The 17,797-nt window shown below is 35.4% G+C and carries 19 protein-coding genes; 11 read left to right on the top strand and 8 right to left on the bottom strand.

What is annotated here, in order from left to right; all coding sequences use genetic code 11:
- Nucleotides 1-10: 10 nt before the first annotated feature.
- Nucleotides 11-1,258 carry an RNA polymerase sigma factor gene (locus ACFSRZ_RS07085; RefSeq protein WP_379665842.1) on the top strand — a complete coding sequence of 416 codons (1,248 nt, stop codon included), beginning with the start codon at nt 11-13 and terminating at the stop codon, nt 1,256-1,258.
- Nucleotides 1,259-1,310: 52 nt separating this feature from the next.
- Here the strand turns inward: ACFSRZ_RS07085 and ACFSRZ_RS07090 are convergent, their stop codons facing one another.
- On the bottom strand, nt 1,311-1,886 hold the full coding sequence (locus ACFSRZ_RS07090; protein WP_379665843.1) for a hypothetical protein: 576 nt from the start codon (nt 1,884-1,886) through the stop codon (nt 1,311-1,313).
- Nucleotides 1,887-2,086: 200 nt separating this feature from the next.
- Here ACFSRZ_RS07090 and ACFSRZ_RS07095 point away from each other — a divergent pair, with 200 nt between their 5' ends.
- Complete coding sequence (locus tag ACFSRZ_RS07095) at nt 2,087-2,956, top strand: AraC family transcriptional regulator (RefSeq protein WP_379665844.1); 870 nt, start codon at nt 2,087-2,089, stop codon at nt 2,954-2,956.
- On the opposite strand, the gene ACFSRZ_RS07100 is transcribed toward ACFSRZ_RS07095, so the two are convergent.
- Nucleotides 2,951-3,406 (bottom strand): GNAT family N-acetyltransferase, encoded by a 456-nt coding sequence (locus tag ACFSRZ_RS07100; RefSeq protein WP_379665845.1) that lies wholly within the window; start codon nt 3,404-3,406, stop codon nt 2,951-2,953. The two genes, ACFSRZ_RS07095 and ACFSRZ_RS07100, sit on opposite strands and share 6 nt — an antisense overlap.
- Entirely contained in the window at nt 3,393-4,049 is a 657-nt protein-coding gene (locus tag ACFSRZ_RS07105; RefSeq protein WP_379665846.1) for an HD domain-containing protein, read from the bottom strand. Before ACFSRZ_RS07105 ends, ACFSRZ_RS07100 begins: the two co-directional genes overlap by 14 nt.
- 92 nt (nt 4,050-4,141) lie before the next feature.
- On the opposite strand from ACFSRZ_RS07105, the gene ACFSRZ_RS07110 reads away from it, so the two are divergent.
- From ACFSRZ_RS07110 to ACFSRZ_RS07120, 3 genes are all read left to right on the top strand, one after another.
- Entirely contained in the window at nt 4,142-4,696 is a 555-nt protein-coding gene (locus ACFSRZ_RS07110; RefSeq protein ID WP_379665847.1) for a hypothetical protein, read from the top strand.
- A 103-nt stretch (nt 4,697-4,799) separates the two neighbouring features.
- Nucleotides 4,800-5,207: a DUF2975 domain-containing protein gene (locus ACFSRZ_RS07115; RefSeq protein ID WP_379665848.1), complete on the top strand. Its 408-nt coding sequence runs from the start codon at nt 4,800-4,802 to the stop codon at nt 5,205-5,207.
- Between the two features lie 2 nt (nt 5,208-5,209).
- Nucleotides 5,210-5,416 (top strand): helix-turn-helix domain-containing protein, encoded by a 207-nt coding sequence (locus ACFSRZ_RS07120; protein WP_379665849.1) that lies wholly within the window; start codon nt 5,210-5,212, stop codon nt 5,414-5,416.
- 77 nt (nt 5,417-5,493) lie between these two features.
- On the opposite strand, the gene ACFSRZ_RS07125 is transcribed toward ACFSRZ_RS07120, so the two are convergent.
- Nucleotides 5,494-5,904, bottom strand: coding sequence for a BrxA/BrxB family bacilliredoxin (locus ACFSRZ_RS07125; RefSeq protein WP_379665850.1), 411 nt, complete (start codon nt 5,902-5,904; stop codon nt 5,494-5,496).
- 83 nt (nt 5,905-5,987) lie between these two features.
- Between ACFSRZ_RS07125 and ACFSRZ_RS07130 the strand changes: the two genes are divergently transcribed.
- From ACFSRZ_RS07130 to ACFSRZ_RS07155, 6 genes are all read left to right on the top strand, one after another.
- Complete coding sequence (locus ACFSRZ_RS07130; RefSeq protein ID WP_379665851.1) at nt 5,988-6,743, top strand: TerB family tellurite resistance protein; 756 nt, start codon at nt 5,988-5,990, stop codon at nt 6,741-6,743.
- A 20-nt stretch (nt 6,744-6,763) separates the two neighbouring features.
- On the top strand, nt 6,764-7,987 hold the full coding sequence (locus ACFSRZ_RS07135) for an NAD(P)/FAD-dependent oxidoreductase (protein ID WP_379665852.1): 1,224 nt from the start codon (nt 6,764-6,766) through the stop codon (nt 7,985-7,987).
- A gap of 89 nt (nt 7,988-8,076) precedes the next feature.
- Nucleotides 8,077-11,481, top strand: a complete 3,405-nt coding sequence (ileS, locus tag ACFSRZ_RS07140; RefSeq protein ID WP_379665853.1) for an isoleucine--tRNA ligase — start codon at nt 8,077-8,079, stop codon at nt 11,479-11,481.
- 4 nt (nt 11,482-11,485) lie between these two features.
- Complete coding sequence (locus tag ACFSRZ_RS07145; RefSeq protein WP_379665854.1) at nt 11,486-11,863, top strand: TraR/DksA family transcriptional regulator; 378 nt, start codon at nt 11,486-11,488, stop codon at nt 11,861-11,863.
- Between the two features lie 811 nt (nt 11,864-12,674).
- Nucleotides 12,675-13,325: a hypothetical protein gene (locus ACFSRZ_RS07150; protein ID WP_379665855.1), complete on the top strand. Its 651-nt coding sequence runs from the start codon at nt 12,675-12,677 to the stop codon at nt 13,323-13,325.
- Between the two features lie 40 nt (nt 13,326-13,365).
- A complete protein-coding gene (locus tag ACFSRZ_RS07155; RefSeq protein WP_379665856.1) occupies nt 13,366-13,995 on the top strand; it encodes a lipoprotein signal peptidase in 630 nt (209 codons plus the stop codon).
- Here the strand turns inward: ACFSRZ_RS07155 and ACFSRZ_RS07160 are convergent.
- The 4 genes from ACFSRZ_RS07160 to ACFSRZ_RS07175 all read right to left on the bottom strand — a co-directional run bounded on the left by ACFSRZ_RS07160 (nt 13,985) and on the right by ACFSRZ_RS07175 (nt 17,605).
- On the bottom strand, nt 13,985-14,671 hold the full coding sequence (locus ACFSRZ_RS07160) for a response regulator (protein WP_379665857.1): 687 nt from the start codon (nt 14,669-14,671) through the stop codon (nt 13,985-13,987). The genes ACFSRZ_RS07155 and ACFSRZ_RS07160 overlap by 11 nt on opposite strands.
- A gap of 9 nt (nt 14,672-14,680) precedes the next feature.
- A complete protein-coding gene (locus ACFSRZ_RS07165; RefSeq protein ID WP_379665858.1) occupies nt 14,681-15,472 on the bottom strand; it encodes a sensor histidine kinase in 792 nt (263 codons plus the stop codon).
- Nucleotides 15,473-15,662: 190 nt separating this feature from the next.
- Nucleotides 15,663-16,430 (bottom strand): hypothetical protein, encoded by a 768-nt coding sequence (locus tag ACFSRZ_RS07170; protein ID WP_379665859.1) that lies wholly within the window; start codon nt 16,428-16,430, stop codon nt 15,663-15,665.
- Between the two features lie 710 nt (nt 16,431-17,140).
- A complete protein-coding gene (locus ACFSRZ_RS07175) occupies nt 17,141-17,605 on the bottom strand; it encodes a hypothetical protein (RefSeq protein ID WP_379665860.1) in 465 nt (154 codons plus the stop codon).
- Nucleotides 17,606-17,797: the final 192 nt, after the last annotated feature.

The raw sequence follows: 17,797 nt of genomic DNA on the forward strand, positions 1-17,797 counted from the left end.
TTTTATTTTCATGCATCAACAAAACCAAAATACCACATTAGATCATATATTCAGACATGAATATGGAAAGATCATCTCTATTCTAACGCACAAATTTGGCCCGCAAAACTTAGAGAAAATAGAAGATGTGGTGCAAGATGCTTTTTTAAAAGCAATGCAAGTTTGGGGATACAAAGAAGTACCACAAAACCCAACAGCTTGGCTGCTAAGAGTAGCCAACAACGGGTTGATTGATGTACTTAGAAAATCAAAAAAACATCAAGAGCACGATCATCTTAAACTACCACAAGATGAGGTAAAACCACAAGAAGTAATTTTAGAAAATGCTATTCAGGATAGTCAATTAAAGATGATCTTTGCCTGTTGCAACCCTGCATTATCTTCCGAAAGTCAATTGATTTTAAGCTTAAAGCTTATTGGAGGATTTAGCAACAAAGAGATCTCTAGAGCACTTCTAAAAAAAGAAGATGCCATTGCCAAATCTTTTACCCGAGCCAAGAAAAAGTTTCGGGAACATATCAAAACCTTAGACATTCCGGTAGAGATGGCTTTGTCATCTAGAATCAATCTGGTTTTAAAGGTTATTTACTTACTGTTTTCAGAAGGATATACAGCCAGTACCGGAGAAGAGATCATCAAAAGAGATATTTGTTATGAAGCCATACGATTGGCTCTTTTATTGACAGAAAATTCTTCTACAGACGCATCAGAAACTCATGCCTTAATTGCTTTGATGTGTTTTCACACAGCTCGTTTCGATGCTCGAACATCAGATGAAGGAGAATTGATCGATCTAGAACATCAAGATCGATCTAAGTACAACAAAGAATTGATAAGAATAGGAATGGGACATTTTAGATTGGCAGAGAGAAAAACTTCTCAGAACCCACTATACTTTTTGCAAGCAGCGGTTTCTTATACCTACTGTGAAGCCCAAAACTTTGAAGAAATTCAATGGAAAAGGATTTTACATGCCTATGACCTTCAACTTAAGTATTCATACTCTCCCATTATTAGATTGAACAGAATTGTATCCTATTATAAGGTTTATGGAGCTCAAAAAGGACTGGAAGTCTTGGAGGAGATTTACAAAGATTGCTCTTTAGAAGAAAATGGTCTGTACCATTCAATCAAAGCACAGCTGCTGCATGAGCTTAGCGAGTATAGTAAAGCTAAGGAATCGTATTCAAAAGCAATTAAATACACAAAGAATGAGGTTCAAAAAAAGCATCTTTCTAAGAAACGAGATCAGATGTAATAAAAAAACGAGCCTTTAGGCTCGCTTTTTCACAAATCAAAATTATGGTCGTTTACAGAGAAAACTCGTTGATATAAATACGATCGTTAGCTTTCATGACCATTTTATACTTTCCTTTGATATCTTTTCTTAGATTATAAACTCTTTTTAATACTTTTTCACCTTTAAGCGTTTCTCTTAAAATTACTTCACCATCAAAGTAAAGAGTTACCTGTAAAGGAGCTGCTTCGAAATCTAATTTAGAAACCATTACTTTGTTCCCTTCTGTTCTTACAACAGGCTTAAAAATAGTTTTCTCTTCTTTAGTGTAAAAAGTTGCTTGCCCCGAGATCACAGTAAACGGACGTACTTCAATTTGAAAATCTTTGTTGATTTCTAAAGTATAATACCCATTTTGAAGTGACTGAAAGTTGAAACCTTTATCTAAACTCCCTGTTTTTTCAATTACCTCTTCGTGTAACACTTTTCCTTCGGCATTCTTGATGTAAATATGTTGTCCTTTTTTGACATTTACTAAAGATGCACTGATCTCAGATTTGTTGTTCACGATTGTTGTTCCAGTTGCGTAGCTGTTCAATGTTCCCAACATCAATGCTACGATGATACTTTTTCTGATAACTGTTCTCATTTTTTACGTGTTAAAAATTAACAGTACAAAGATGCGGCGGGTTTGAAGGAGAAAAAACAACAGAATTGGCTAATTTATATTCAAAATTAACCCGTATTAAAAATAAGAGAGTATTTAAGGTTAAAATAACATATAAATGAGGTAATTTTGCAAAGAAATCTATAGTAAGTGCATACTAATTTTGTACTACAAAATTACAGATGGTTAAGAAGAAACCTACATTAGAGAAGATAGACCCGGGCTTTGGTAGCTCTATATTGGTGAAGAGACATATGGAGTTTTTAGGAAGCTATAAACCTTTTTGGCATTTTCACCCGGAGATGGAGTTGGTATATATAGACAAAGGCCAAGGGAAAAGACATATTGGTAACCATCTTTCCTACTTTAATAACAGTCAGTTGTTGTTAATTGGAGCCAATTTACCTCACAACGGATTTACAGATCGTTTAACAACTACTGGGTCTGAAACCCTAATTCAATTCAAAGAAGATTTTTTAGGGATCAACTTTTTTGACATTCCAGAAATGAAACGTATCAAAGAAATGTTTGAGCGCTCTAAAAAAGGAATTCTATTTGGGGCAGAAACTAAGGAGAAGGTAGGGCCGGAGATTCAGAAGTTACCCGAAAAACAAGGCTTTGAAAAAATTGTTTCTTTCTTAGAAATCTTACATGCACTGTCTAATACAGAAGACTATAAAGTGTTAAATGCTGATGGATATGCCTTTGAAACTGAACAACAAGACAGCGCAAAGATTGATGCTATTTACAAATACATCAATCAAAACTTTAAAGAACATATTCCTCTAGATGAGATTGCTGATGTGGCTACGATGACTGTTCCGGCTTTCTGTAGATATTTTAAAAAAGTTACCGGAAAAACCTTTACCAAATTGGTTAATGAATATCGAGTAGTACATGCTACCAAATTATTATCCGAAAGTCAAATGAGTATTACCGATATAGCGTTTGAATGTGGATTCAACAACTTCTCTCATTTCAACAAACTTTTCAAAGAGATTACCGGGAAAAGCGCTTCTAAGTATAGAAGCGAAATGAAGAAGATTCTATAAATTCTTTTCAAAGATGATCTTCGTCTGTTTAGAATCATTGGTGTACACTTGAATAATATCAAACCCGTTCTTTAAATTTAAAATGATCATAGGCTTAAATCTATTCATCGACTTTGTACGAACCTTTTTATACTCCTTTTCTTTAGCACATTGATGCTGAAGCTCCATTAATTTTTGAGCAATACCTTGTTTTCTATACTCAGGAAGCACACCACCTACCCAACTATATAACGTAATTTGATCATACTTATACCCTAATTTAAAACCTACCAACACATTGTTGTGATAACAAAGAATAGTTACCAGATCTTCTTTGGTGTTGATTCGATCTACAAAAAAATCAAGACGAGCATCATCAAACAAAACATCATACAAATGCAATAATTCATCCAGAACTTTCTGTTCAGGAACCCCGCTTATCGTTTGGTATGTAAATTTATTTTCTACCATTCCATTCATTGTAAAACTGAGTTAAAAAACCTTCCATATAAGAATGCCTCTCTTCAGCAATACGTTTTCCTGTTTTAGTATTCATCTTATCCTTTAAAAGCAACAACTTTTCATAAAAGTGATTGATGGTTGGAGAAGCAGACTTTTTGTACTCTTCTTTTGTCATATTCAAATTAGGAGAAATAGAAGGATCATATAAAACTCTGTTCTTAAACCCACCGTAATTAAAACAACGAGCAATACCTATGGCGCCAATAGCATCCAAACGATCAGCATCCTGTACTACAGAAAGTTCTGGAGACGTAAATATATTTTCGGAATCTAAGCTAGACTTAAAAGAAATGTACTTGATAATATTTTCGATATGAATTATAACCTTTTCATCAACTTGCTGAGATTCTAAAAACTCTCTGGCAACCCTTGGCCCAACAGACTCATCACCATCATAAAACTTAGCATCTGCAATGTCGTGCAACAATGCGCCTAACGAAACAACAAACGCATCTACATCTTCTCCCTCAGCAATCAACTTAGCATTGCTATACACCCTGTGGATGTGAAACCAATCATGCCCTCCCTCAGCATTTTCTAAGGTCTTTTTAACAAAATTGACTGTATTTTCTATAATAAGTTCCTGATTCATCTTGCGAAGATACCAAACAAAATGTTATTGCTTTTCAATCAAAAATTATTGTTTATCAGTAATTTTTATATATTTGTAGAAAAATAATACATATGAAAACCATCAGAACACTTCAAATCTTGATCAACCTATTATTCTATGTCCTTTTAGGAATAGTTATCATAACAATAACCTATTACTTGATCTTATTTATATACCCGGAAATTTTGCCAGACATCCTTCAAATGTCGAGAATGGCCTTTAGTTTCTTTGACTGGAAATTCTTTATCGGCCCTGTATTAACCTCTCTAAACTTTATACTGTTTGTATATGGAGTTTACTTATTAAAAAAGATCATTCCATCTTTCAAAAGAGCAGATTTTTATGGATCGCTAGTTGTGAAGAACCTTAGAAAAAGTGGACAACTCTTCATCTTTATTGGATTAAGTACCATTTTAATCAAAGTGATCTTCTTTTTTGTAGTTCAAAACTCCATTGGATTTATAGGAAAAGGAATGCAGAGCTTTTGGTATATCTCTACCTCATTGATCAGCTCTATAGACATCACGATGATCAGTTTAATTGTAGTTGGATTATTCTTACTGTTATTTAGCGATTCATTTAAGAATGCGCAGCTTTTGAAACAAGAAAACGATCTAACAATATAAATACATCATGATACGAAACCTAAAAATTGTAGTGTACGTCCTTTTTGCATTCCTACTACTTGGAATGTGCATCAATATCTTTTTTGATTTCTCATCCTTGGTCTTGGGAAAAAGCAACATAAAAGTTTTCTTTAGCAAACCGCCAACTCTTTCTCCAATATTCGTAAAATTAATAGGTGCTTTATCGGTCATGGGAACTTTGAGTTTTTGTGTTGGAGTGTTTTTCTTGATTCGAATTTTAACAACAAGAACCCTTTCAGAATATTTTTCAAAAAGAGTTATTGGGTATTTTAAAACATCAGGAGTTTTTATTACCCTCTCAGGAGTTATTAATTTTTCAATAGGAATTACTTGTTTAATTTTGTCGATAAATCAGGTAGCCTATTTAAACCCACAAACACCCAAAACTTTATCTGTATTGTCAATTATAATAGGGGTGTTTTTCATTATTTTAAGTTTGGTACTCAAAAAAGCGCAGAAATTGAAACTAGAAAACGATCTAACAATATAATTATGGCAATCCGAGTAAACTTAGATGTAATGTTGGCCAAACGAAAGATGAAAAGCAAGGAGTTGGCAGAGATCATTGGTATTACCACAGCCAACCTTTCAATTTTAAAGTCGGGCAAAGCCAAAGCAATTCGATTTTCTACACTGGATGCCATCTGCAAAGCACTAGATTGTCAGCCGGCAGATATTTTAGAATATATAGAAGAATAAAAAAACCGCTCTCCCTAAAGTTTCGGGATGAGCGGTTTTATCTTGTTTCTCTTGTATCAATAATCTTGATTCTCTATTTAGCAGAACTCGTCGTAAGCAGCTACTAGGTTCTGAGCGATCATTTGAGCCGATCTTCCTTCGATGTGATGACGCTCTAACATGTGTACCAACTCACCATCTTTAAACAAAGCCACTGCCGGCGAAGATGGAGGGAATGGGATCATGTGTTCTCTTGCTTTTGCTGTAGACTCCTTATCAACCCCTGCAAAAACAGTTGTTAAATGATCAGGTTTCTTATCAAATTGCAAAGAAGCTAGTGTTCCTGGTCTTGCAGTTCCTGCAGCACAACCACACACAGAATTTACCATTACCAATGTAGTTCCTCCTTTTGCCAAAGCATCGTCTACATCATCTGCTGTATATAAAGCTGAAAAACCGTTGTCTGTCAGTTCTTCACGCATTGGTTTTACTAATTCTTCTGGATACATAATTTTTTAAAAATTTAGAGTACAAAGATAACGATAAAAAAGCAATATGATTTTATATCTTTGGGCTTCATAGAATCAAAAAAATGTCAAGTTTTTCAAAATGGTTAGGAGCCGGAATAGGATTTGTTTCCGGAGGACCGATTGGAGCAATTATAGGCTTCGTAGCGGGTAGTGTTGTTGATGCCTATACAAAAGAAGATTTCGAAAGAGATCGTAAGACTTTTCAACAAGAATATTCAAACAGACCTAGCAGAACTCAATCAGGAGATTTTGAGATCAGCCTACTGGTCTTAGCAGCAATCGTGATCAAGTCTGATGGGAAGATCGATCAGCGAGAACTAAACTATGTGCGTTCTCAGTTTGTAGGAATGTACGGAAAAGAAAGAGCCAACAATGCCTTTAAGTTATTTAAAGGAATCATTAAAAAACAAATTTCTGCAAGACAAGTATGTATGCAGATTCGCCAACATATGCCACATGCCTCACGTTTGCAACTAATCCACTTTTTGTTTGGAATAGCCAAGGCAGATGGACATGTATCCGAAGTAGAGGTAGATGAGATCAGAAAAATTGCTGGGTATTTATATATCAATCAGTACGACTTTGAATCGATCAAAGCCATGTTCTACAACTCAACAGACAGCGCTTATAAGATTCTAGAGATCGAAAAATCAGCTTCAGATGATGAAGTGAAAAAGGCGTACAGAAGAATGGCAAAAAAATACCACCCAGACAAACTACAAGGTTTGGGTGAAGAACACTTAAAAGGGGCACAAGAAAAATTCCAGAAGATTCAGTCAGCCTATGAATCAATCAAAAAAGAAAGAGGACTAAACTAAACTTAGAAAGAGTACATTTTATGACACAAGAAAGCTACGATGCGATAGTTATTGGAGGTGGGCCTGCCGGAGGGCAAGCCGCGAGAGATTTAGCAAAAAAAGGTCACAAGGTCCTGTTGGTAGAACGACTGAAGGATTTTTCACAAAATAACTTTTCCAGCGCAGGAATGACGTTGGATCCTTTAAGAGAATTTGATCTTCCTGATCATGTGATTGGAGCCTATTGGAACGATTTGGTGATTCAATGTACCAAAGAATGCTACGATTGGAAAGGAGAAAAAGCCAAAGGAGTTGTGTTGGATTTTGCCAAATTACGTCAGTTTTTAGCCGATGATTGTGTTGCTCATGGAGGTGAAGTATTACTAGGACATCGTTATGAAAGTAAAGAAGTTACCGAAGACGGAGTAATCTTACAGCTGCAAAATGTCAAAACCTTAGACAAAATAAAAGTCAAAGCAAAATTGGCGATTGATGCTACGGGTCCTTCAAGAAAAGTAATTTACGATTCTAAAGACGAAGAACCGGAAATGGTATTAGGTAGTGGAACAGAATACCTAATTGAAGTTGAGCAAGAAGTGTACGATCGATACAAAGACAAACTAGTTTTCTTCTTAGGACACAAGTGGGCTTTAAAAGGATATTCATGGATCTTCCCAATGGAAAATAAGATCTTAAAAGTAGGATCCGGAAAAGCACACATCAAATCCAAAGACCAAGAAAACACTAACCAAACAACCAAAAAACTCACCGAGAAGATCATCAAAGAATACATGGAGGTTGAAGAGTATAAATTGATTGATATCCATGGAGGAGTTTTACGATATACTTTGGGAATTAAAGACACATTCTATCAAAACAAAGTAGTAGCCATTGGAGATGCAATTTCTGCTGTAAACCCCAGTGGTGGAGAAGGAATTAGATTTGCCATGCAAAATGCAGAATTGGCCTGTGAGTATGTAGACAAGTACCTTAAAAATGGCTCTGCAAACTTTAAACAATACCGTAGAAGATGGAAAAGAAGAAAACTGTTGAAATGGCGTTTGAGTCAAGCTTCAGCTATCAGAATGTACGGTAGGTATTCCGATGAACAGATAGAAAGAAGAATTCAGTTTATCAATAAAAGTTTAAACATAGATGAGTTGATCCAAAGCCTTTTTCATCAGAAATATAAAAAAGCAGCAGTTAGGATACTTCGTATGTATATGCTAAAACTTCGCTTCCGCTTTCAGGGCAAGGATTTCTAAAGACATTCTTAACCTTTATTTTTAGGGCTTCAAAGCCTAGATTTACAGGAAAATATGTATTTTCGCATTCTTATTAGAATTTGTGATTTATGAGTACAAAGTTTCCTGAATATAAAGGACTTAACTTACCGAATGTAGCCAAAGAGATTCTTCAATATTGGGAAGAGAATAACATCTTTGAGAAGAGTATTTCAACACGCGAAGGAAATAAACCTTTTGTGTTTTTTGAAGGACCGCCGTCTGCCAATGGATTGCCGGGTGTTCACCACGTGTTAGCAAGAGCTATTAAAGACATTTTTCCTCGTTACAAAACCATGAAAGGATTCCAAGTAAAGCGTAAAGCAGGATGGGATACTCATGGACTTCCTATTGAATTGGGAGTTGAGAAAGAATTAGGAATCACAAAAGAAGATATTGGAAAAACCATTTCTGTAGAAGAGTACAACGCTGCTTGTCGTAAAGCAGTAATGCGTTATACAGATATTTGGAACGACCTTACTCAGAAAATGGGGTATTGGGTAAATATGGATGACCCATACATTACCTATGAACCTAAATACATGGAGAGTGTTTGGTGGTTGTTAAAACAGATCTACGACAAGAGTTTGTTGTACAAAGGATACACCATTCAACCATATTCGCCAAAAGCAGGAACCGGATTAAGCTCGCATGAGTTGAATCAACCGGGAACCTATCAAGACGTAACCGATACAACCGTTGTTGCTCAGTTCAAAACCTTGCCGGAAACCTTACCTGATTTTTTACAAGGTGAAGGAGATGTACATTTCTTAGCATGGACAACAACTCCGTGGACGTTGCCAAGTAACACAGCATTAACAGTTGGTCCTAAGATCGATTATGTATTGGTAGATACTTTTAACCAATATACGTTTGAACCAATCAAAGTAGTATTGGCTAAAAACTTAGTGTCAAAACAATTTGTAGGAAAATATCAACAAGCAGAAGATCGTTCCGAGTTAGCAAATTATAGCGAAGAAGATAAGAAGATTCCTTTCTTCGTAGTAAAAGAGTTTGTAGGAAAAGACTTGGTAGGAATTCGCTACGAGCAATTGTTACAATATGCTTTACCAAACGACAATCCTGAAAATGCTTTTAGAGTTATCTCAGGAGATTTCGTAACCACAGAAGATGGAACCGGAATTGTACATACGGCTCCAACCTTTGGTGCAGATGATGCATTGGTAGCTAAACAAGCAACACCGGAAGTGCCTCCAATGTTGGTAAAAGACGAAAACGGAAACTTAGTGCCGTTGGTAGACCTTCAAGGAAGATTTAGACCTGAGATGGGCGAGTTTGGAGGAAAGTATGTGAAGAATGAATACTATGCAGCAGATGAAGTGCCGGAAAAGTCGGTTGATGTAGAATTGGCCATCAAATTAAAAACAGAAAACAAAGCCTTTAAGGTAGAAAAATACAAGCACAGTTATCCAAATTGCTGGAGAACTGATAAGCCTATTTTATACTATCCGTTAGACTCTTGGTTTATCAAAGTAACGGATATCAAAGATCGTATGCATGAGTTGAACTCAACTATTAACTGGAAACCAAAATCTACCGGAGAAGGTCGTTTTGGAAATTGGTTGGCCAACGCAAACGATTGGAACCTGTCTCGTTCTCGTTATTGGGGAATCCCATTACCTATTTGGAGAACAGAAGACAAACAAGAAGAGATTTGTATCGGTTCTGTAGCTGAATTGAAAGCAGAGATTGCAAAAGCAGTTGAAGCAGGCGTGATGAGTGAAGATATTTTCGCTGCTTTTGAAGTAGGAAACATGTCAGAAGAAAACTATGCTACCATCGATTTGCATAAAAACATCGTAGATCAAATTACATTGGTATCTCCATCAGGAAAACCGATGAAACGTGAGAGCGATTTGATCGATGTTTGGTTTGATTCAGGATCAATGCCCTATGCACAATGGCACTATCCGTTCGAAAACAAAGAATTGATTGACGAGAACAAATCGTTCCCGGCAGATTTTATTGCAGAAGGAGTAGATCAAACTCGTGGATGGTTCTATACATTACACGCAATCGGAACAATGGTATTTGATTCCGTAGCTTACAAAAATGTAGTTTCTAACGGATTGGTATTAGACAAGAACGGACAAAAGATGTCTAAGCGTCTTGGTAATGCAACCGACCCTTTTGAAACCTTAGAAACCTACGGAGCAGATGCTACACGTTGGTATATGATTGCCAATGCAAACCCTTGGGATAACTTAAAGTTTGATGTAGACGGAATTGAAGAGGTAAAACGTAAGTTCTTTGGAACACTTTACAACACCTATTCGTTCTTTGCGTTATATACCAATATAGATAAGTTCTCTTACTCAGAAGAAGACATTCCGTTAGCAGAACGCCCGGAATTAGATCGTTGGATTTTGTCTGAGTTACATACTTTAATTGAAAAAGTAGATAAATTCTATGCAGCTTATGAACCTACAAGAGCTGCGAGAGCCATTTCAGATTTTACACAAGATTATTTGAGTAACTGGTATGTGCGTTTGAGTAGAAGAAGATTCTGGAAAGGAGACTATCAAAAAGATAAGATCTCTGCATACCAGACGTTGTATACTTGTATGTTGACCATTGCGAAGTTAGGAGCGCCAATTGCACCATTCTACATGGATCAATTATACAAAGATTTGAATGCTGTATCACAAAAAGAGAATTTTGAGAGTGTTCACCTGTCACAATTTCCGGAGTTCGACGTCTCCTATGTAGACAAAGCTCTTGAACGTAAGATGGAGAATGCACAAACCATCTCATCTTTGGTGTTGTCATTACGTGCAAAAGAGATGATTAAAGTTCGTCAACCTTTGCAAAAGATCATGATCCCGATTGATAGTGAGCAACAGAAGGAAGAAATTTCTGCGGTAGCTGATTTAATCAAACAAGAGGTGAATGTAAAAGAGATCGAGTTGATGGATGATGCTTCAGACATCTTGGTTAAGCAAATTAAGCCTAATTTTAAGGTGCTTGGACCTAAGTATGGACGCGACATGAAGTTGATTTCCAGTGCGATACAAAAGTTCACAAAAGAGGATATTTCCAAAGTTGAAAAAGAAGGAAAAATACATGTTGAAATTGACGGAAAAATCATTAACTTGGAGCTCGCTGATGTAGAAATATCTTCCAAGGATATTGAAGGGTGGCTAGTAGCCAATGAAGGAGCGTTAACCGTTGCTCTGGATGTTACAATTTCTGATGATTTACGTGAAGAAGGAGTTGCCAGAGAATTGGTGAACAGGATTCAGAATGCAAGAAAAGACTCTGGATTTGAAGTGACAGACAAAATAAAACTGACAGTTTTAAAGTTTGAAGAATTAGAAAAGTCTATTGAAAACAATAGAGAGTACATCATGACAGAAACATTAACCAATGAGTTAGTGTTTGCAGAGGAACTATCAGAAGGGATTGATGTAGAATTTGACGGAATTAAAAGTAAAATTGTAATACAAAAAATGTAAGATTATGGCAGCAGAATTAACAAGATATTCTGATGATGACTTACAAGAGTTCAAAGATATCATTCTTAAAAAGATTGGTAGAGCAGAGGAAGATTTAGCATTGCTAAAGAGCTCATACATGAATGGAAGTAATAATGGAACGGATGACACCTCTCCTCAGTTTAAATCTTTTGAAGAAGGCTCTGAGACTATGAGTAAGGAAGCTAATGTTCAATTGGCCATTCGTCAAGAAAAGTTTATACGAGACTTGAAGAATGCATTAATTCGAATTGAAAACAAAACCTACGGTGTCTGTAGAGTTACCGGTAAGCTAATTCAGAAAGAACGCTTAAAATTGGTACCTCATGCCACACTAAGTATTGAGGCAAAACGCAGACAATAAAACAAGCTTCCTAACGGGAGCTTTTTTTATGCTTCACCTTTATATAAAGTCATGTTAAAGTAGATGTAACAAACGATAAATTAAAAAGTTGTTATATTTACGTGGGGACAAATCAAGCTATGACTTATAAAATCGATTATATCGGCATGGCGATCGTATACATAAATATGATCATCCTATTTGCGGTGATATGTTTAGCTATTCGATTGTATTTTAAGTACAGTAAGTACTTGGATGTAAAGAAAAAGTATATTCAAAGAAAAGGCAGAAGCCTTTAAACAGCTCGTATTTTGGAAACTTCAGTTAACAACTTTAATATAGGACTGTTTATATGGCAAATGCTAGCATTAATAGCTGTTTTTCTTGTATTTCTATTACTTATAAAGATCTATAGGAAGATCTCTAAATACCTAGACCTTAAAATCAAGCACTTAGAAAAAACAATGAACTCTTCAGAAGAGTAAAAAACGGATATCCCCATTTATGGGGAGATAAAAATTTCACGTTTTTCGGGGATTGACGAGTATCAAAATCGTTCCTAACTTGCTGATAATTATTAGGGGACAATCAAATTAACTTAAAAATGGAATTAGCTATTGCCGCTTCGGGGATAATGGTATGGCAGATACTAGCACTGGTGTTTATTATTTTTGTTGCATATTTTGCACTTAAATACTATTCGGCAGATAATGCTGATATTTAATCAAGTGCTATTTTTTTCCAATTCATTAAAAGGCAGATCATCAGATTTGCTTCATCTTTTATGTTTCTATTAAGGGACTCGTTGTATTTTTTGCGATACCTTTGTTATATGAAGCACAGCATACTCTTATTGTTTTTTCTTTTCTCAGTTGCACTATCTGCTCAACAAAAGATTGTTCGAACTGTAAAAAGCAATGCACCTTATGTAGAGGTGAAAACAGACGGGATTGATAATCTTGTGATCGAAGAGTCTGATTCTGACGAGTTGGAAATGATTATTTATGATGCTGATGGCTTAGGTGTTATTGATGACTTTACATGCAACGATTTTAATTGTGTTTTAAGTATCAAAACCGAACTGAAAATAGAAAATCCTATAACCAATAAGATCAACCAATTTCCTTTAGCCCCACCCAGCAATGTAAGTGCTGTGGTAAAGATTCCTAAGAATAAAAAGGTAACCGTGTATGGAGAAACCATTGATGTTCAAACCCAAGGATATGAAGGAATTCTTAGAATACTTATCGACAAAGGGAATGTAAGGATCAAAGGCATTAAAGGAATTACCGAAGTAGAGTTGTTTACAGGAACTGTTTTTGCTGCTGTTCATCAGAATGCTCTCGATATCAAAACCCGAAAAGGGAGAATATCTCTTAACGAAGAAACTCAAAAATCACCTTACAGAAAGAAGAAAAAGAAGGCACATAAACTGGTGGTTAGATCTATCAATGCCAATGTTGTGTTAACAGAGCGCTCATAGTCAATAATATTGTTATTTTTGTGAGCACAATTTTTAGGATATGTCTAAGAAAAATATCGCCTTAATTACCGTTATACTTGCCATTTTGATCGATCAGATTATTAAGATCTATGTAAAGACTCACTTTATTATTAATGAAGAGGTGAAGGTTTTCGATTGGTTTAGAATCCATTTTGTTGAAAATAACGGGATGGCTATGGGGTTTGAATTTGGCGGTAGTGGAGGAAAATTATTCTTAACGCTTTTCAGATTGGTTGCTGTCGTAGGAATTGTGTATTGGTTGATGAGTACCATCAAAAAGAAAATGCCAAATGTTGTTGTTGTTGCTATTGCTCTGATATTTGCAGGAGCCGTTGGAAATATTATCGACTCAGTATTCTACGGTGTTATTTTCGATGCACCGCAACATAGCGTTGCCACGCTGTTTTCTGATGAGCCTTATGGGAAGCTGTTTTACGGAAGAGTGGTAGATATGTTCTACTTTCCAATTTGGGAGGGGACTTGGCCCAGCTGGATTCCAGTCATTGGAGGAAAACCAGGAGGTTTCTTTAATTATATCTTTAACCCGGCAGATTCCTACATTACCATTGGTGTAGCCCTTCTTTTTATCTTCAATAAGAAAGCATTTCCGAAAGAAGAAAAAAAGAAAGAAGAATTGACTACAGATTAAAATCTGAAGAAGACAATTCCACTAATTTTTTCTGAATACCATAGATAACCAATCCGGCAACATTTTTAGATCCGGTTTTTAGCAACAGATTGTTTCTATGACCATCAACAGTTCTTGGGCTAATAAATAGTTTCTCTGCAATCTCGTTGGTTGTGTATTCAGCACAAATAAGTTCTAACACTTCAATCTCTCTTTTAGATAACAGTTTTTTGTCCAAATCACTTCTTATTTTTTTGCCGCTAGACGATAGGAGGTTTTCGTGAATCATTTTCATCACTTTTTCGTTATAATAGAATCCTTTTTCGTTTACTTCTTTGATCGTAAATATTACATCTTTAGGACTGGTATTCTTAAGCAAATAAGAAGATGCCCCCACATCGATCATATTAATAATAAATGATTTACCGCCATAGCTGGTTAAGGCTATGATCTTTACATCCGGATAGTCTTTATGGATAATCTTTGTTGCCTCAACCCCGTTTAGATTAGGCATTTTAAGATCCATAAGAATGATGTCCGGTTTCTCTTCAGAAGACTTTAAACGGTCTACAAGTTCTTGTCCGTCTCCAGCTTCAAAGAGGATCTCAAAGTCTTCGTCTCTTTCCAATAGGAATCTCATTCCTTTGCGAAAGAGCTGCTCGTCGTCTGCAATTACAATTTGAATTTTTCCTTTCATCTGTATAGTTTAAAAAATGATTGAAACTTTGATTCCTTCATCAATAGCACTCTGTATCATAAGTTCGCCGTTGAGAAGTTCAACGCGACTTTCTATATTTTTCATTCCTAAACCTTTCTTTTGATTCAGGATTTCCTGACTAAATCCTACACCATCGTCTTTATAGTCGATGGCTAAATCTTCCTGTCCTTTTTTAAAGTCTAAAGAAATGTTTTCAGATTTTCCGTGACGTACCGAGTTGTTTACCAATTCCTGAACGATACGAAAAACATGAAGTTCTTGAGTTTTATCTAATTCCCCTACGGGATATTCTATATTAGATTCTATGTATACTTTCTTGCTCATATTGTACTCATCTATCAACTCTTCTATGGCCGGTTGTAAGCCAAACTTTGATAGGATAGGCGGTAAAAGGTCATGAGCTATTTTACGAGCATTCCCTAAGGTTTTTTTGGTCACCTTAATGATGTTCTCATTTACCTTGGTATACTCATCAGGAGAAAGATCTCCATCAATCAAAAAGTTGGAATTTAAAAGAATTACATTCAGTTTAGAACTGATGTCGTCATGCAGATCTTGCGCAATACGTTTGCGCTCTTTTTCCTGGGTAAGGATGGTGGCATGAATGATCTCTTTTTGGTGTTCTATTTCCATCTCTTTCTTCTCTAACTCCTTCTCAACGATCTTTTTCCTGGAGAAAAAGAAGAACAACAAGAGTGCTACCGCCATTAAAAGGAGAAGCAGTACCCCGATAATTACAATAGTAACTATCTGATTTTCTTCCGAAAACAGTTTTTCCATGAGGGGAGGGTTGATTGTATCCGAAGATACAAAAAAGAGGTATAGATTCTCACAAATCTCTTAACATAGGTAAAAAAAATAGGTAGTTTTACGGGGATTTAGAAGGAAATAAAACGGTATTTATCTGTAAAACAAGTGGTTTGGTTCCTGAATTCGTTTTTTTAGAGCTAAAAAGAAAGGGAAAAAAGTACTATTCTATAGAACCACAGTCAGTAGGACAAGGTTTTATAAAATCTATAGCTTCACCACTTTTTAATGGATATTTTTCGTTTTGAAGAATTAGCTGATTCAAACCATCTTTTTGTAAAAATACAGTAGTTAGTTCGCTACGATCGTTCAAGCCAAAAAACAGAGCAATGCAAGATACTTGTGTTTTGGAGATCATCTCCATCATTAACTCTCTTTTCATGGTAAAGTAACGATAACGAATACCTTCATCAGAGATCATCTCTTCGATGTTTTTGGTAGGTAAGGCAGTTTCCCACCTGTGTAAATATTCATATACCTTAGAATAAGGCAACAAATGACCTCCTATAACAGGATGATTTATACGTTCTGTTTCGTACGTAAAAGAGCTTTCTTTAAGACTGCGAATAGCATCTTTGTATGCATTTCCTTTGTATGGGTTTGAAAATATCTTTAAAATCTCTTTTCCTTTTTCATCCACACCAACCATTACCACTTGAAGTTCATTTTCCACCAAACCTAACACAAAACGAAAAGCAGCCACATTTCGAATTCTCAAAGCATTATTGATATCTCTTTTTTCGAAGTTGTAATGGGAAACTTTTGCCTGCTGATCAAAGAAGTCGTTATCCAAAGAACTGTTTTGCCAGTTTTTTTTAAGATCAACAATGTTATTTACAGGGGAGGTTCCAGGAAGCTCGCCATCCTGTTCAGTACAGGCTGCCACTACGATGAGTGCAAAAAGAGCGAGTAACAATTGTTTTGTCTTCATGGGTTGGTTGATTTTGCTGGGGAGCTAAGGTACTAAAAAATGTAAATAATTGAAAAAGAGGTGGCTGTTGTTTTTAAAACTCTTAAGAAGAAAGCTCTTTTTTACGGAAGTTTTTATACCAATCTATGAAGATTAAGATTTGGTAAACAAGATATAGTATAACATTTGAATACCAAATATAACGTTTGATAGAAGCTTCTATATTTCCGGAAACAAATAGTAAAGTACTACATAATAAATATAATAAGATCCCTGAACTTATATAGACATATTTTTTTTCAGGGTGATCTATTTTTTGGAGTAAAAAAAGAAAACAATATGTAAGAATAGGGACAGAAGTGATGACAATTTCAATAATATTAAATCTAAAATACCTGTCAGGGTACTTTATATAGAAAATGATTAAAAAAGTAGAGACCAAAAGCATTAACACTAAGACCAAGTTTTTGTAGATATACTTTTTAAGTAAGTTTCTGTAGAATATACTTATTAAAATGAATTGCCCGACAAAATAATAGTGAGACAAGAAGATATTTTCCTCACCAATTAATCTAACAGCACTAGTAGTTAGTTGAATAATTAGACAAAATAAAAGATAAAAAGTAAATATTTTAAAAGCTATCGATTTTCCACGATAGCTTTTAAAATAAATAATAGTGTTTATTGCTAAAATTAGATACCCAAAATATGCAATGCCTCTAAAGAATTCACTAATAACCATTTAGAGGGCTTTTATCATCGCACCAATCGGGGCAAGGTTCAGAAAAATCATAAATACCTGTATTGATCTCATCATCAGATAAGCCAACATTCTTTGGATCTATATAATGCCCTTTATTATCTAATTTTCCGTTGATAATATCTCTTTGAACGATCTTCTTTTTATCATAATCAATTTGAGGTTCAGTTCCTAACAAAATGATCTTTTCACCCCCTCCGGCTTTCTCATTTTCATCAATGGCCATGTATGCACGCACTCCGTTGGGTGTTTGTTCGTCTACTACAAACAAACCGGTTTTTCCGGCTTCCTTGATTACTCCAATTTCTTTTAAGACACCTACTAAGTCCTGTACAGGAATTAAAAAGGCTTTACAATTGTGAGGACATGTTTCTCTCCACTTTTCCGTCCATGCAACGGCTTGTTCTAATGTGATTTGTTTGTTTTCGTAACCCATGTTTTTAAAATTTTAGTTAGACTTATTTGAAAGGAAGCCTAAAAATAGAGGGTTTTTAATTTATAGGTGTTAAGAAAATTAAAAAACAGGTATTTTTACCTACTCTTTTCTGGCTACCCAAAAATGGGGAGAAGAAGATAAATTATGTTAAATACAGAATCAAATCTTTATTCGCTTTTTTCGCATTGATAC

The organism is Pseudotenacibaculum haliotis, assembly GCF_042684245.1.
Lineage (GTDB): Bacteria > Bacteroidota > Bacteroidia > Flavobacteriales > Flavobacteriaceae > Polaribacter > Polaribacter haliotis_A.

Bases quoted from the DNA above. Each gene is read 5' to 3' on its own strand.
- ACFSRZ_RS07085 (WP_379665842.1), top strand. From the start codon at position 11: ATGCATCAACAAAACCAAAATACCACATTAGATCATATATTCAGACAT.
- ACFSRZ_RS07090 (WP_379665843.1), bottom strand. From the start codon at position 1,886: ATGAGAACAGTTATCAGAAAAAGTATCATCGTAGCATTGATGTTGGGA.
- ACFSRZ_RS07095 (WP_379665844.1), top strand. From the start codon at position 2,087: ATGGTTAAGAAGAAACCTACATTAGAGAAGATAGACCCGGGCTTTGGT.
- ACFSRZ_RS07100 (WP_379665845.1), bottom strand. From the start codon at position 3,406: ATGGTAGAAAATAAATTTACATACCAAACGATAAGCGGGGTTCCTGAA.
- ACFSRZ_RS07105 (WP_379665846.1), bottom strand. From the start codon at position 4,049: ATGAATCAGGAACTTATTATAGAAAATACAGTCAATTTTGTTAAAAAG.
- ACFSRZ_RS07110 (WP_379665847.1), top strand. From the start codon at position 4,142: ATGAAAACCATCAGAACACTTCAAATCTTGATCAACCTATTATTCTAT.
- ACFSRZ_RS07120 (WP_379665849.1), top strand. From the start codon at position 5,210: ATGGCAATCCGAGTAAACTTAGATGTAATGTTGGCCAAACGAAAGATG.
- ACFSRZ_RS07125 (WP_379665850.1), bottom strand. From the start codon at position 5,904: ATGTATCCAGAAGAATTAGTAAAACCAATGCGTGAAGAACTGACAGAC.
- ACFSRZ_RS07130 (WP_379665851.1), top strand. From the start codon at position 5,988: ATGTCAAGTTTTTCAAAATGGTTAGGAGCCGGAATAGGATTTGTTTCC.
- ACFSRZ_RS07135 (WP_379665852.1), top strand. From the start codon at position 6,764: ATGACACAAGAAAGCTACGATGCGATAGTTATTGGAGGTGGGCCTGCC.
- ileS (WP_379665853.1), top strand. From the start codon at position 8,077: ATGAGTACAAAGTTTCCTGAATATAAAGGACTTAACTTACCGAATGTA.
- ACFSRZ_RS07145 (WP_379665854.1), top strand. From the start codon at position 11,486: ATGGCAGCAGAATTAACAAGATATTCTGATGATGACTTACAAGAGTTC.
- ACFSRZ_RS07150 (WP_379665855.1), top strand. From the start codon at position 12,675: ATGAAGCACAGCATACTCTTATTGTTTTTTCTTTTCTCAGTTGCACTA.
- ACFSRZ_RS07155 (WP_379665856.1), top strand. From the start codon at position 13,366: ATGTCTAAGAAAAATATCGCCTTAATTACCGTTATACTTGCCATTTTG.
- ACFSRZ_RS07160 (WP_379665857.1), bottom strand. From the start codon at position 14,671: ATGAAAGGAAAAATTCAAATTGTAATTGCAGACGACGAGCAGCTCTTT.
- ACFSRZ_RS07165 (WP_379665858.1), bottom strand. From the start codon at position 15,472: ATGGAAAAACTGTTTTCGGAAGAAAATCAGATAGTTACTATTGTAATT.
- ACFSRZ_RS07170 (WP_379665859.1), bottom strand. From the start codon at position 16,430: ATGAAGACAAAACAATTGTTACTCGCTCTTTTTGCACTCATCGTAGTG.
- ACFSRZ_RS07175 (WP_379665860.1), bottom strand. From the start codon at position 17,605: ATGGGTTACGAAAACAAACAAATCACATTAGAACAAGCCGTTGCATGG.